This window comes from Runella salmonicolor (assembly GCF_024158025.1).
Classification (GTDB): Bacteria; Bacteroidota; Bacteroidia; order Cytophagales; family Spirosomataceae; genus Runella; species Runella salmonicolor.
Window position 1 is genome coordinate 1,386,988 of the sequence record NZ_JAMZEL010000001.1, and the last position, 15,395, is coordinate 1,402,382.

General features: G+C 33.1%; 11 protein-coding genes and 1 pseudogene. 2 read left to right on the plus strand and 10 right to left on the minus strand.

Annotated elements, in window-relative coordinates:
- Positions 1-44: 44 nt before the first annotated feature.
- From NCI00_RS05675 to NCI00_RS05720, 10 genes and pseudogenes are all read right to left on the minus strand, one after another.
- Entirely contained in the window at positions 45-1,634 is a 1,590-nt protein-coding gene (locus NCI00_RS05675) for a hypothetical protein (RefSeq protein WP_253525903.1), read from the minus strand.
- 49 nt (positions 1,635-1,683) lie between these two features.
- Entirely contained in the window at positions 1,684-2,766 is a 1,083-nt protein-coding gene (locus NCI00_RS05680) for a S1 family peptidase (RefSeq protein WP_253525905.1), read from the minus strand.
- 71 nt (positions 2,767-2,837) lie between these two features.
- Positions 2,838-3,974 carry a caspase family protein gene (locus NCI00_RS05685; protein WP_253525907.1) on the minus strand — a complete coding sequence of 379 codons (1,137 nt, stop codon included), beginning with the start codon at positions 3,972-3,974 and terminating at the stop codon, positions 2,838-2,840.
- A 9-nt stretch (positions 3,975-3,983) separates the two neighbouring features.
- Positions 3,984-4,784 carry a hypothetical protein gene (locus NCI00_RS05690; RefSeq protein ID WP_253525909.1) on the minus strand — a complete coding sequence of 267 codons (801 nt, stop codon included), beginning with the start codon at positions 4,782-4,784 and terminating at the stop codon, positions 3,984-3,986.
- Positions 4,785-5,204: 420 nt separating this feature from the next.
- The gene (locus tag NCI00_RS05695) at positions 5,205-6,086 is read right to left on the minus strand and encodes a hypothetical protein (RefSeq protein ID WP_253525912.1); all 882 of its coding nucleotides are present in this window, start codon (positions 6,084-6,086) and stop codon (positions 5,205-5,207) included.
- Between the two features lie 225 nt (positions 6,087-6,311).
- Positions 6,312-6,725, minus strand: a pseudogene (locus NCI00_RS05700) (transposase); the annotation flags it as partial.
- A gap of 150 nt (positions 6,726-6,875) precedes the next feature.
- Complete coding sequence (locus tag NCI00_RS05705) at positions 6,876-7,358, minus strand: helix-turn-helix domain-containing protein (RefSeq protein WP_253525915.1); 483 nt, start codon at positions 7,356-7,358, stop codon at positions 6,876-6,878.
- Between the two features lie 25 nt (positions 7,359-7,383).
- Positions 7,384-7,695, minus strand: coding sequence for a hypothetical protein (locus tag NCI00_RS05710; RefSeq protein WP_253525917.1), 312 nt, complete (start codon positions 7,693-7,695; stop codon positions 7,384-7,386).
- A gap of 999 nt (positions 7,696-8,694) precedes the next feature.
- Positions 8,695-9,285 carry a tyrosine-type recombinase/integrase gene (locus NCI00_RS05715; protein ID WP_253525919.1) on the minus strand — a complete coding sequence of 197 codons (591 nt, stop codon included), beginning with the start codon at positions 9,283-9,285 and terminating at the stop codon, positions 8,695-8,697.
- 439 nt (positions 9,286-9,724) lie between these two features.
- Positions 9,725-12,187: a hypothetical protein gene (locus NCI00_RS05720; RefSeq protein WP_253525921.1), complete on the minus strand. Its 2,463-nt coding sequence runs from the start codon at positions 12,185-12,187 to the stop codon at positions 9,725-9,727.
- A 715-nt stretch (positions 12,188-12,902) separates the two neighbouring features.
- Here NCI00_RS05720 and NCI00_RS05725 point away from each other — a divergent pair.
- Positions 12,903-13,802, plus strand: coding sequence for a hypothetical protein (locus NCI00_RS05725; protein WP_253525923.1), 900 nt, complete (start codon positions 12,903-12,905; stop codon positions 13,800-13,802).
- A 398-nt stretch (positions 13,803-14,200) separates the two neighbouring features.
- Complete coding sequence (locus NCI00_RS05730; protein WP_253525925.1) at positions 14,201-15,361, plus strand: DNA-methyltransferase; 1,161 nt, start codon at positions 14,201-14,203, stop codon at positions 15,359-15,361.
- Positions 15,362-15,395 lie beyond the last annotated feature (34 nt).

Below are 15,395 nucleotides of genomic sequence, written 5' to 3' on the forward strand. Positions count from 1 at the left end.
GACGTCATCTTGTCGCTTTTGTAAGTCTTTCCTTCTATCAGCAATCAAATATCAATTATTTTAACTGTACCATTACGTGAAAAATCAATATTTAATTTATTAGGATCAAATTCCCACAAATCAATACCATTAACAAGTGCATATATTTTTTCATTAAGAAAAACGCCCTGTGAAATAGATTTCGGTAGCCCTCCCGGAAACCAATCTTTAAAAACTGGAGAAACTTCTATGGTATTGTTTATATATTTAAGGTCTAGAATAAATTGATTAGATATTAATAAATATGCACCATCTTTTTTAGCTATACAGGGAATAAGCCCGTAAGCAAAAGTAGATATATAGGTTCTTAAATCACCATAAGCAAAGGTAATGTCCAAATGAGAAACATTGATTTTGCCATTACTTTCAATATTAAAAACACTAAAATCAGGATAAAAGTCAAAATCAAATGAATCAGTAATAAAACTTTGTCCGAATTTTAAACCTATATTATATTCTCCAATTTGATTAGAATACAAGATTATAGTTGGTAATTTAATATCATTGTTGATTGAATAAACACAAGAATAATTAGAAATATAGCCTGAAAAAGAATACGTATTAGGTGATGGCGAGGGGTACTGTAGTTCTAAAAATACTTTAGAAACGTCAGAATAACTACCTTTAGACGACATAAACATTAACTTAAACTCATTTGATTCAGAAAGAAATGAACAATAAGTCTGAATTGAATTCTTAAATTTGGTTCCAGTTAACAAGGACTTTACTCTATATTTTTTATCTGTCAGATTTATATCAATAATTTCTAAGTTATAATTCCCCTCATTAACCATAGCTCCTTCTGTCTTTACAGCAAGCACTAAACTATTGGATATTTTACTATATTCTACTTCATTAATAGAAAATACTTCAACAGAATCACTAGTAATTGGACTTTTCCTGATTTTTGTAGACATGTCAAAAGTAGTAGTCCAATTGTTTTTTAAATTATCATAAGTAGATACGATTAACTTTGAATTACTAATATAGGCACAGGACAGAATACCATCTCTAGAAAAAAGTTTAATACTTCTCTGGTTATTAGTAGGTCCTTTTAAATTATCCCAAGGTGTAATCTGAATACGCATATAATCTTTAGAAGTATAGGTACTACTCAAATTACCATTATTAAATATTTCAGACTCGTTATTTTTATTGTAGGCAAAAGGAACAACATAAAAGTAAGCACCTTTACTTTTATCAAAGTTGATTAGATTGGATGAAATAATTTTTTTACCATCCTGAGTTGCCGAAGTCTGTGTAGCTTTTAAGATTTGATAGGCTCCTTTTACTTCTCTAGCTCTTATAAAATCTGAAACAACTAAACTATCGTAAGAATAAAAAACTCCAAAACCAGTTAAGATATTATCACTTTTGAATCTGACTTTATAACCAACTAAAATTGAATCTGTAGAAAAAGGATAAGGCCTATTCGGATCCTTCTCACGCACAATTATTGGTTTGAGTGTTTCATCTAATTCGACTGGGTAATAAATAGATTTGGTTTTGATTTCTAATGGGTCTTTACAGCTACATAACCAGAAGCAACAAAATGCTAAACCAATGACAAAAAAAAAGAACCTTAAGTTTTTCATTTGTTAGCCTTAAATTAATAATTATTAGCTTGAAAGAATTGTTCTTTTTTTATTTATGAATGACACTGATATATTGAATTGACTCACCTATACAAGAGCCATGGCCATTTAGGTCGCAATTATAAAGATATGGACAGTCATTCTCTATGAATATATCAGTATCAACATCACCAGCAAGAACCATACCTAGCACATTTCCTTGTTTATCTAAAATTGGAGAGCCAGAATTACCTTCGAAAAGATCTAATTTAATTTTAAAAATATTTTTATCTGAAGAAGGCTTAGAGGAAAAAAGCCTACCGTTGTTGGCATATTTAAGTGGTATTCCTTGAGGATAACCTAATGTATACAACTCTTCTTTAGGGCTAATAGGAGATGTTCTAGGCACTAGTGCTTTTTTATCTAAAGAAAGTTTTCCCTTAACTTTAATCAAAGCAAAATCTATTTTATCTTTCATAGATTTCATTAAATCGACAGATTCAATTTCATAAACATCTTCTTTCTTTAAATTTCTATTATAATCATCTTCATTCAGCATTTGATATCCAAATACAACATAAAAATCAGTAGACTTTTTGCCTTCAAAACAATGACCAGCAGTAGCAATTAAATTATCCTTAATTATGAAACCAGTTCCTATGGCACAGCTCGGCTGAAGCCCAAATCTAACATTTGCATCACAGAATGCATAAGCTTTCCAATATAGATTTATATTTTTTTTGAATGAATATGAACCATTAGAGTTTTTATTTATATATTTTTTTGGTATCAATGCAGGAACCGATTTAGCAACTTTTGTAAATAAATCATATGAATCAGGAATATACTTTTTCATTCTATAAAGATCATTTCGTTCATCAGCATGTCCCCCAATTCCCCGTTTTCTTTTTCGGACTATTAGTTCGTGTATTAAAGTGTCCGAAACGTAATTAGCTAATTCTTTATACTTAAAACCGTTTAGATTTAATCTTCGGAATCTGATTTCGTGTAAAATTACTGTATCAGGAAATTGTCTGAGACTGTCACTCTTCCTTTGACTTATAAAATGTGTATTCTTGCTGGTTAAAGCACCAACATACAGGCTAAATGTTGTTATAGCTATAAATAATAAAAAAAAAGTGAATTTTTTCATTCAATTAAAGGTTTTTGCAATTAAATATTCTGTTAAAAATTATTAAATATAATGATATTTGAGCATCATACTTATTTAGGTAAAAATATAAAACTACCATGGTTCGTTGTAAAATTGTAAGGTCTTTGGTCTCCGATTGATTTCCTAAAGACTTCGTCTGTAATCTTCTGAAATATAGCTCCTAGAGTTAATCCAGGTGATGGCAAATATTGTAGAAGTGTTTCTGTATATAGACTATTCCTTCCAGTTCCGTCTTCAACCGTACTTTTTGCTTGAGTCGAATAAGCTATTGACGAAGTTGTAGGTGAGCTTGTGCCAAGGCCTCCTGTACCTTTAACGGAACGTAGTCCTGATTTTATGAAAGGGTTATTTCTACAAGCATCTAAAATAATGAGGTTTACCGATGCATTAGATTGCTCTAAGTTTTCTATTAATTTATCCAAGTCTACGCATTTATTTCTGATTCTGATATTAGTACTATCATTTAGAGTTTCGCTTTGTGGAATACCATCAATAGGAATTAAATAGTTTTTATTTCTAATTTCCATCCCATGCCCAGCATAATAGAATATTATAACTTGATAATTTTCTATTTTTTCAGCAAATTGGGCGATTTCGAAATCCATATCTTCCTTGGATAAATCTAATCTTAAGAATATGTCTTCTTCTCTAAAATTTAGTCTAGTATTTAATAATTTTGCCATATCTATAGCATCATTAACTGGGTTATCTAGCTTAGCTTTACCAGGGTATTTCGAATTGCCAATTATTAAGGCTATGCTTTTTTCAGGCTTATGATTATTTATACTTACTTCTCTTGTAATAACACCACTAATATTATTTGCTATAATTTCAACTGTATTTTCTCCTTCTCTTAGGCTAATGGTTCTAGAAAAATAAAGACTATTAGGAGGACATAAGTCTGATTTTTTTAGTGTGTCAATTTGAGGCTTATTTTCATTTAATTTTATTTTAACTATTTCTTTTTCTGGAAAATTAATATTGGAAACGCATCCTTTGATAGTAAACAAACTATAGTCAATAGCTATACTACTTTGAGTAGGATATATAAATGAAATATTTGGTAGAGGAGGAAACATGCTTTTTGTATTCAAAATACCAATATGAACCTTCCCTACTGAAACATCGTATTGAGCAAAAGAAATTGCAGGAGCTATTAAATATAAAATTATTATCAGGCGGTTCATAAAATAGTTTTAAAAGTTATAAGAAACGCTAATTGAAGTACCATTACTATGAATATTAATATCTGAGTTTAATTTAAGGGGTTTAATAAATATAGGGACCAAATTACCTAAAATACTTAAACCAGTATAGGTTGCCCAAGATCTGACAAGCTTACTTCTTTGAGATTTAAGTTCAGCTTCACGATTGTCATAAATCTTTTTTTGATTAATGTTAATAGGGTCAGGTTCATTATTAAATTTTTTTATTTCCTGTGATAACGGAATACCCTGAGCTAAGGTTGTTGTAAATAAAGCCGCACTAACTGCCCACCGAGAATAAGTAATTATTTCTTTTTTACTTATTCTCTTAGATGCGAAAGGTTTATTATCAATTTTATTAATTTTAAAAACTATATCAACAGGTTCAGCCACTTGAAAAGTATCTTTTAGCGGGTACCATAAGAAAAAATTAGAATCGTTGTTTCTAATATTGGTACCTACATCACCTTCTAATGATTTAGTCGTAGGGTGGTAATCTGGTTTGCCTGACCTTTTTATTATTATATAGAGTGAGTCTTTCGGTTTTAAATTTTGTAAAAGTTTATATTGAAATTTTACAAATTTTTTTATTGTATCTACGTCTATCTTAATATTAGTAATGATATTTTTTTCTATTCTATCGTCACTAATATCGTCTCCGTTTGTTATTTTTAAGGCAGAATCTACTTTTATAGGCTTTTTTTTGATAAACGGAATTTGAGCATTTACTTTTATAGTAAATACAAAAGATGTAATTAACAAGAGTATGCCTACTAACCACTTTTTTTTCATGGAAATCAAATATTTACAATTTGGAACACTCCTTTTGTGAAACTTATTTCAATATTCTCTTTATATAAAAAAATATTTTGTATAATAATTACAGATTAAACAAATTAAGGATTTATTATTTCTGAAATTAGCTTAGATAGAGATAGTCTAAATCAAAATATAAATCTGAAAATATTTTAGTTATTAACTGGCGCAAAATAAGAATGACAATTTTGGTATTGGCTGTTTATAAATAAACTAATAATTTGCACTTAAAGTTGGAGGAATGGGACCAGATATATTGTTACTGATTGTAGCAAAATATATCATAACTTTAGTAATAATATCTAATTTGCTGAACTATACATTCATACATCAAAAGCTACTATATTTCTTAAGAGTCCAGTAAGTTTTACTGGACTCTTTCTTTTCTAAAACAACCTAAAACTTAACACTCTCTACATTTGACCACACAGCAAAAACATACACAGTTTTAGGTGATGACTCAACAGTTATGACTCTGTTACCTTGCATTTTTATATTAATATCAGCATTCCCATTAGCAAGTTGAATTTTTTGTCCTCCAACTAGTTTTGCTTTTAGTCCTCCTGAAATGTCATGGTCTAATGAAATAGTCCCTTTAAAATTTGCTACCCGAATAACTTTCGTAATTACTTTATTCCCAGGTGTAAGTAAATCTGCTTTGTAGTCTGCCCACTTTGGTGTTTTTTCATTGTCATTTATATATCTTTTTAGTGGTGTAGCTAATAAATTATCTGCAGCCCAAGTGAATGTCAGATTCATTTGTTGTGTATTTTCAATAGCTGCATTTAATTCAGCATTCAAATTTACTAAAGTTGAATCCTTAAATTGTAGCTCCGAAGCTAAAATAGTATTGAGACTATTTGTTATTTTTTCGACAAGAGCTGTATTTTGGTCGCCTCCTTCGTTAATAAAATCAGGTTTGGCTTTTCTTACAGAGTCAGCTTTACCTAAATCGTTTTGTGCATCTCCATTTTCATTTTGAATAGCCCCCAAATATAATGTATTGGTTGGTCCCATATATTCAGCCGTACGTATCCAGTCAGATTTAGCACATTTCTTGAAGATTTTTTTCCATGTTGCTTTCTCAGAACCGCCAGCTTTATTTGTATATGAAGTATCAACAGGAATATTAACAAAAACCAAACTGTCTATTGGACTGTTATGAGCCAAACTGTCTTTTGAAATATCATTTTCTGATTTAGTTGAATTGTTAACTCCATTACAATTCCATAGGAAAAGTAAAATAGTTGAAGCAAATAATAAATACTTTAGTTTCATAGTTTATAAGTGTTTTAAGAGTGAATAAAATTTATTATTAAGTCCCTATATTCAATGCAATTAGCAAGTTATAAAAAGAAACATAAAAAAAATACAAAATTGTTTTACTTTTTATGTAGATGTATCAAGACCACAAAGTATTTGAAATACAAAGTCGGATATTTCATCTTTTTTTAGGTCAAGTTTAAGTGCCTTTTTTGCTCTTGTCCATAGATTAATACTAAATCAGAAAATAGGTGACGTGTTTTTTATATAAGGAAAACAAGTCAAAGAATGTACTTTTTTGTCTTCTTCAAATAAACTCTCTACGATTTTTTGAATACGGTGTTGAACTTGTTCCAACGTATCAAAAATCTTGTTTTTCAACTGCTTGCGAAGTTTTTTAAAAAACCTTTCAACAGGATTGAGCTCAGGACAAGCCGCAGGCAGTCTTTCAAAGACCAGTTTTTTTCTATCAAATAGTTCTTCCTTGTGAGCAGTTGCCCCATCGGCAATAAAAAGCGCCTTTTGAGACAAACCCTTTTCCGTTAATTCTTGCTGAATTTTATCCACAAACCATGCAAAGCATTTACTGTTAAGTTTCGGTAAAAAGGCGCCAAAACCCTCACGCGTAAATGGGCAAATCGTTAGATGTAGATAGGTATTTTCATATCGGTACGTCCCCGCGGCCTATCTTGACAGGAGCAATAGGTCTATGCCCTATTGGCCCCTATTTGCGACTCAACTCTGTACGGGTACCCGCTCTAAGTTCATCATGGAAAAATATGAGCTCATCAGTATAGCCGAGTCTTAATTCTTTGATTTTTTTTTGAACTCTTCTACAGCGCCGGGTTGCTGGCGAACGTTAACTGGACGGCCAGTCTTCAGCTTGATTTTTAAACACTTACATAAGTCACTTATTCCGCCAATTGTATAGCTAATTCCCAAGTTATTCTTTAAATAAGTTTGTATATCGGCCAGCGTTTCAGCTTGGTCATCCATTAAAAATTGCCGAAGCTGCGCTATTTGTGCACTACTTAGCTTACCCCAATATCCCCACGCCGGCTTTTTTTGCAAACCTCCAAGGCCTTCTTGCTGATAAACACGCCAGAGCCGCTGTGATTGACGTTCGCATAGACCGATGGCTTCACTGGCGGCTGATTGAGTTCTTGCTTCACCGCTTTTCAAAAGGCGAATAAAACGTACACGGTCGCGAATCAGCACCAGAGTGCTTTTGCGCTCCTGTTGTAATAAATAATCTATGCTTTCGATTATCTTTGATTCATATTTCAATATATAATAATACGACTATTTAATTCTAAATTAGTATAATAATGTTACCGTCATTTTTTATTTCAGTCTTTTCTGTTGTTTTAATTATATGAATAAAGACAGCTCCGCAAAGTGTCCTTGCATTTGTGATTGCTCTATTAAAGTCGTCCATTGATATTTTTTGCTGGCACTTTTCAATTTGTTCTCCTACAAACTCGTTTCTAATAGCACTTACTGTTTTTGCTTCAATGAAATTTCCTTGAATGTCGGCACTTTTGTAACTATTTCCTTTCTTTATAAGTCCAAAACCATCATATTTTATAAGCTGATTTATATCGGAAACTACCTTGTCAACCACTTGCTCGTCCCCATCATATCTTCTTGGGTCAACAAATTCTTCTAAAATCTTTTTCAGTTTTGGTGTCCCATTACTCTCATTCTATAAATATCAAATTTATAAAAAATTAATTAAAATCCAATTTGTCGATTGGGCCTTTTATCTGGTGGAAACTTTTGGTGGTGAAATGGTGTAAGTACCCCATTTCTCAGACAGCAGTTATAAGTCCCCCCATTTGGCAGACAGTAGTAAATGGAGTTAATGTCAGGGGCAGGAGATAATTTATTGATTTTTTCTTGAAATTTTATTTCACTTAGGCTCTTCCTATTAATGAATTAAAAGTTCATTAAAAATTTGAAAAATTTTTTCCAGATTTTTTCGCTCAAACCATTATCCCCCTCCTTTGAATCACTTTTACACCAACAGTTAAGGAGGGATACGGGGAAGGAGGGGAGGAATACGCAATCAATCTCAGCTACCGTCAGGACAACCAATGAGAGTATCATATTAATCTCCATTATTTAAATGGAGGAACGATTCCAAACGGAATTATCGGTGGTTATGGATTGACGGATAACCTTTTTACCGTAAGAAAGTTAGAATAGGAACGATGGATTCACTTTGTAATGACGGTTGATAATGGGGAGGGAAAGTGTTCCTTAATGGTAAGTTGGTCGATGCAGTTAATTGGAGAACACCACCATCTGCTTGTTCCAATGACCTAACTTGGCACATTGATAGCCAACCCGGCAGAAATTATCCTTTGGATTATCCCGAATCAGTTTTTTTAAAGGTAAAATTGATGATGTCGGTGTTTGGAACAGAGCCTTAATCCCAGAAGAAATAGCTTATTTGTATCAAACCCAATTTAACCTTTGATTTCTTATTAATGTTGTCTATCAAAACCCTCCCAATTTGGGTATAAACAACATTAGGAGGGTTTATGTATGTGGTTGTTATAATTGTGGTTTAAAGAACGCTGAAATTGAACGGTTAAAAGGTTATTGGGGTTATGGATGTCTACAACTTCAAACTGTCATAAACACTCAACACCTCTTTTTCACGTAATCCAAGGTATTTTTTGGTGATGGCATAGGAACTGTGACCAAACAGCTCCATCAACAAAATGATACTTTGGTCAGAATAGTTGTTTAATTTCAGTACCCGATTCCCCAAGGTTTTTCTAAACATGTGAGAACTGACGTTCCCTTCTACATGAATCCCGTATTTTCGGAATATCTTTTTCAGGTTGACATTCACCCAACTTCTATCAATGGGTTTACTGCCGTAACGGTTTAAGAAGATATAACGTGAAGAATCAACGACCTTCATCTTCTTCATAACCCGTTGAATGATACCAATCAGGTCTTCATTAAGTTTGATTTTTCGTACCTTCTTCGTTTTCTTTTCTGTCAGTATTAGTATATCCCCCTCCAAAAATTGGTTGAACCTAAGTTCAAGAATATCTGATATTCTCAGGCCAGTGAAGACGCCAATGGAAATCAGAAGGCAGTAAGTATAGTCCTTATCCCGTTCAAGCTTTGAAATTATGGATTTGAAATCTTCCCAATCCATGGCGGAGGTAGTAGTTTTTTGACCGACAAGTGACATGGTATCTTTTTCTTTTGGTTTAGGCTAATGTACCGCGCATCCTTTGACTTTGCTGCATTTAATAACCAAAGTATAAGCTGTTTTTTTTCAATCAACCCCAAAAACACACCAATCGTTTGACAATCAATTACTTAACTTATTTTATTTGCTTATACTTCTGACATAAGTATAAGCACCAATGGAAATCAGCCAATATGAACGGTTTTTGGATTACCCCTACATCGGCAAATGGGATACAGAAATATTTGTTTTCATAAAACCATAAAAACCCATTACACTTCACAAAAGGATCAATAACCATTTATATCATTTACGACAATTGAATCAGGACGTAATGAACAAATATTGGGGTTTTATATATTATACACGAAGATTTGAATATTATCTGCTTATAATAGAAGATGATACTATTAGGTAAACATTTACGACAAAAAATGGATCAATAAATAAATTTATCACTGATTCGCAGGGGGTAATTGGAATATAAAACCACCTTGGCATTGGTTCGTAATGTTCTGGCTCTACCCACCGCCTGAATCAAATCCGACTCAATCAATGACAATTGAATATTTCGTAGATCCTCGTTGTCATAACAGTTGAATTTGAATTTGAATCCATTGTATTCAATTTTTTGAAATGTCATCGTTGTGTCCTTGGTTTTAAAATCTACTCCAAGGACTTTTGCGGTTAATAAATACTGAATATTATCACGGTGTGGTGTTCCAACCACGACAATATCCTGCCCTGCCAACTTATCATAGCCTGCACAGTTCCCAAAATACATTTCATTAACAGGATGTTGAAAGTAACTTTGAAAGTTTTTAAATGTAATCACAGGGGTATTTTCTACTTCTCTGCTTATATCCTTTGCGTACCGATTCAGGGCATTTCTGGAACAGGAACGTTTAGTATGTTGGATAACCGAACCCATTGGGGTAACGTCTGTTATATCTATAATTTCAATTCGGTCTCCCCATAGCTTTTTATAAATAGGAACAGGAAGGGTAGCCGACATGATGATTATCTTTTTCTTAAGGGATAATTCCTTTTTTAATACATAATGGATGAGGTCTTTATTAACAGCATCCTTCATGAAATAAGACCCAGCGAAAAAGTCAAAAATATTCGAATCAAGTACGGTATTAACCGCTTTATCCACCAATTCATCAATATTTATAGTAAGTACGGGAGATTCCCTGATTTCAGAAGGAATTGCAGATTCCAGTAAGCTGATGATATTGGCCAAGTCAGTGGTTTTTCCCTGAACCATTAATTTCAACTTGAATAAATCTGAAATGTTCAACTGTTTGACCGTTATTAATGCATTCAATGGGTCCTCATCAAATATAATGGTATCGTGTCGAAATTTGGCATGCAGTGCCTGGGCATGGGTCGTAAGCACTGTTTGTTCAGATTGAACGGCATTCTCCAGTTGAGTGAGATAAGTTGCAGCTAAGGCTTTATCGGCTGCATTCAATCCATAATACCCTTCCCCATCTACAATATCATGCAGTAAAGCGGTGGATTTTTTGGGAAGTCCAATGGAATAATAATACTGTAATTTTCGATTGAGAAAGTCGTTTTCAAACTCCACCATTTTCGGTGAGATTACATGCTCTACGGTCATTCTCTCGGAAATTTCCGTTTTGAGATCATTGGTTGGTGCCGCTATGGTAACATTCATGCTGCCGGTGAGTAATTGTGTTTTACCTATGGCGGTGGGCAATTTGAAGAGATATATTTTTCCTTTTTCACCCGTTTCCAACACCCGATTAAATTCGGATCTCATTGCCTGTTCTGCTTCCTGTAATGAAATTTTATGGATAGGTTCAAGCAACTCAATCTTACCTCTTTGGTCTTTGGCAGCCGAAATTAAATCATGGATGTCCCGGTCTTCCGGATAGGGGGAAAATCGGTGGATAGGGATTGGGGGGTAATTTACCTTATTGAGATAGGTAAACAGCGTAAAATTGTTTTGGGTGTATTGAGTACAACCTGATTCATTGTACTTCTCCATCGTCTCTCTCATCAACTTTCTGCCACCCTTTACCTGTAAAAGGTTGGTGGCCAAACCAAACAGTTCATCATGATACAACCATTTACCCTTCAAAAATTCTTTCAGTATTTTTATTCGTTCGGCGGCAATGTCAAAATCCAGTTCAATTTGTTCCTGCCCTTCCTGTGTTGTAATTTGTGTTAAATCCGGCAAATTTTGAGGATTTGTATAATTATTATATAGGAATCCCCATTTTTTGCCAAAATCATCATTATTATTACTACTACATCTTGGAAAGGATCCCATCAGTTTTCTAACTCTACCGCCATCTTCTGCGATTAATTGAATGGATAATACATCAATTAATTTCAAAGTACTTGTCGGAATTTCAGAAAGAATATGGGATTGGATACCACCGAAGAAAAATCTGGATAAGCTGAAACAGGCCGAATCAGCTTCGGGAAACAGACTTTTCAATCCGTTAATGATTAATTGACTGAATTCTTTATCAATAACCGGCTTATCCACAAATATCAATACCCTGAATTTTCTTATCTTCTCACTGTCGGAAAAAGTAGTATACCATAGATTAGGAAACAGATCCAGTTTTTTGAACCGTTCCAAAACCTCATCAATGGAAATAGTTTGATTTGTATTGTCAAAGTCAAGCCCAAAAACCGATTGTTGGGTCCAGTTGTCTTTGGTAGGCGACCCGTTAAAAATACCACCTGTCCATGTATAACCAAACGGTTGGCTGACATAGGTGGACAGTTCATTAATGGTCAAACCGGTAACCAGATTGAGCTGATTGGATATTTTTCCTATAGCTTTATTCCCCTTGTTTGGTTTTGTTTGTTGCGGAGTGGGGTCAATGGTGAGTTGATATGTATCATTACTGTGATTCATTGTATGCCTTTTTGTAAAGGATACACAAAAAAAATGACAAAGTAAAATAGATGAAATAAGAAAAATTCTTAACCCATCAATTAGCAATAACAATAGATATTGATCATTGGCCTTGAAGGTAAATCTATGGTCACCGAGGACTTACTGCAATGAAACAACAACAAACCATTACGGATTTGGCTCGTTTTCCAGCAACCAAAGTACAACACTCACTCTGCAATCATTAAAATGGTTACCTTTAAAATAGAAATTGAATCAACTCCTGTCTATACCATTACCTGAATTTTTGGCATTTTGAGCTTCTCTAATCCAGTCTTGAGGGATGGATTTGATATTTGAGAGAAACTGAAATTGAAAGTTAACTTTTCCATCCTTCTTGGTTAACCATTTCAGGAAGTACCTGTTACCATAAATTGGTTTATTGGGGGGGTTATATTTGTGCTTCAAATGTTCCAGAAGTTCGTCACCATTCATAGTATTACTTTATTATTTGTTACCCGTACAGACAAAATAACACAAAGTAGCCAAGATTATGTACAAATTTTAAACTTTTTACACCTTCTGTACTAACATTAATTCTGAGTAAAAATATACTACATTTTTATCAAATTATATAGTTTGTATTGTCAATAGAAAGTAAATAACATAAATTTGACCAGAATAACTGACTGGATGTCCTTTATAAATTTGGTATAAGTTACTAATATTTAAAAATATGGAACAATCTGACCCTAAACACTATTTCCAATTTAAATATCCAGATGTAGATCATCTTCCTCATTATATTATACCTAATTCAGGATATGATGAACCCTTTGAGGCAGATATTAATAGTTTTTGCACGCGCTATATAGACCCGTATGCTATTCTTGACGAAGACTCTAATTATAAGATAGAGGTACCCCAATTTCATTTACCATATAAGTATAATAGTTCAATTTTATATAGGGACGAAGAAGATTTGGACGAGTATACGGGAGATTTTATCCATAAATTGGTTAGAATGACAGAATTAGATGTAAGCAAAGCCTTTATTAGAAGGGCTATTGAATATTACAATTTAGATATAGATGATAATTCACATCCAAACTTTGTCAAATTTTTAAATTTTCACTATAGTAAATTTACAGGAGACCTTAACCAATGGTTAGACCATGTAGCACAGATATTTCAAAACATAAATAACTATGTTGATGAAGGGACTGCCACACTTACGATTCGAAATGTTAAAAGTTTATCGCAAGATTGGATAAATCAACAAGGTAATGAATTGGGTGAGGAACTGATTCCACAGAAAACATTATCTGATGAATTAAAGATAGTTAAAATACTAGATATACCCCCCAATAATCAGCAAATAAAACTAAAGTGGAGCGCTACTAATAGCTCTCTCTACCATTTGTTTGCTCAACTTAGTGAAATACAAACACCTAGGGGAAAAATCCCTTTAGAGTATACCGCTGAACACCTAGCAGCATTCCTAATAAGTTCTTTTGATAATCTTCCTAAAAAATCAACAATAGAACGAGAAATCCAGAAATATTTAAACAAAGACAATATTTCAGAGAAAAAACCACCAAAGGATTCAATTAATTTAGATGAGATTGACTTTTGATAGTAAGTTTTAAGTCAATTACCTTCCTCGTTTTTATACATTTTTTATACGTTTTTTATCCGTCGGAAAAATCTCATTACTTTTTCGTTGTTGTTTTGTGCTATGTTTAATCAAACACCACAGAACATGCTACAAATAATATTCAATTCATCCATTACACCTTTCCTAAAGATTGGCACATACTTAACCCTAATTTCACAATTTGATTTTATCTGTATAAAAGACCAGTTTTTGCAATTTATAATTACTATAGAGGCATCTTACCATTCAAATCATAACGGTTTTATAAAAATATTAACTAGATACCCAATAAATCGAGGACCACCCAATTCTCCGTGTGCATGTAAAGAGTTTATGTCCGAGTTTATAAGAGATGACTAAAAAAAAAAAATATTATAATGATAACAAACAAAACTATCAGTACTGAAGAGACTGATGAAAACAACAAATACCAACTTATTCAACACTGGGAAGTGGACGGAACTGAAGAAATTCAACGTCTTGGAATTTCCAAAATGATTGATGTAGGGATGATGTCGATCAATAAAGGGTATAACATGATGTGTAGTTTTATTGAAATAAAGAAAAAACAGGGTACAAACGCACTAACAGAAGCTTTGGATTATATACATTTTAAAGGACGCAACTTTAAGCTACATAATAGTGACTGTCAACATCTCTGGGAAATTGCTGACAATTCAATTCAAACATGTATGGTATCTCCACCATACGCGAACTCACAACGTATATACCCACAGGGTACTATGGAAAAAGACCAATTAGGTTCAGAAACATCTACTCATGACTACGTTAGAGACTCTGTAGTAAATTATTATTCGGAAGTCAAACGAGTTTTGAAGAAAGAAGGAAGTTTATTTATTAATATCGCTGAGTCCTATCGTAAAACAAATTGTTTAGTTATTAGCAAATTAACTCTTGCAATGGTGGAAGATGGATGGTATTTGGTAGGAGAATGGGTATGGAAAAAGACGAATCCGAAACCTGTAGGAAAAATAAAACGATTAGCACCTACAACAGAACGTATTTTACATTTTGTTAAAGACCCAAAAAACTACTATTACCGTGAATTTATTCACTGGAAAGAGGGTGAATCATTTGGTATTCAAAGAGGTTGTAATGACGCCAAAACAGGCGATAAAAAAGATAAAGTCAAATGGTCATTAAAGAAACCCATCAAACGTTTTCGTGATTTTTTAGATGAACAGGAAGTCAGTCAAGTGATTGAAGGAGCTGCTTTTAATTGGTCGGAACTCAAAAAAATTGACCCTGATTTTAAACATTTAGCACCGTTTCCTACCTATTTACCTATTTTACCAATCCTAATGACCAGTCAAATCGGAGATACCATTCTTGATATATTTTCAGGTACAGGAACCACGGTGGAGGTTGCCTTACAATTAGGACGTAAGGCAATTGGTTACGATACTGATCCTCTATCTATTAAATTTTCCAAAAAACGCCTTGATCTGGTCGAAGAAAATTTACCCACAATCGGTGAAATTCAAGAATTGGAGAATAACTATTTAATTGCCGCATAAATTAACCACCCATATCACCTACAGTGTGATGTAA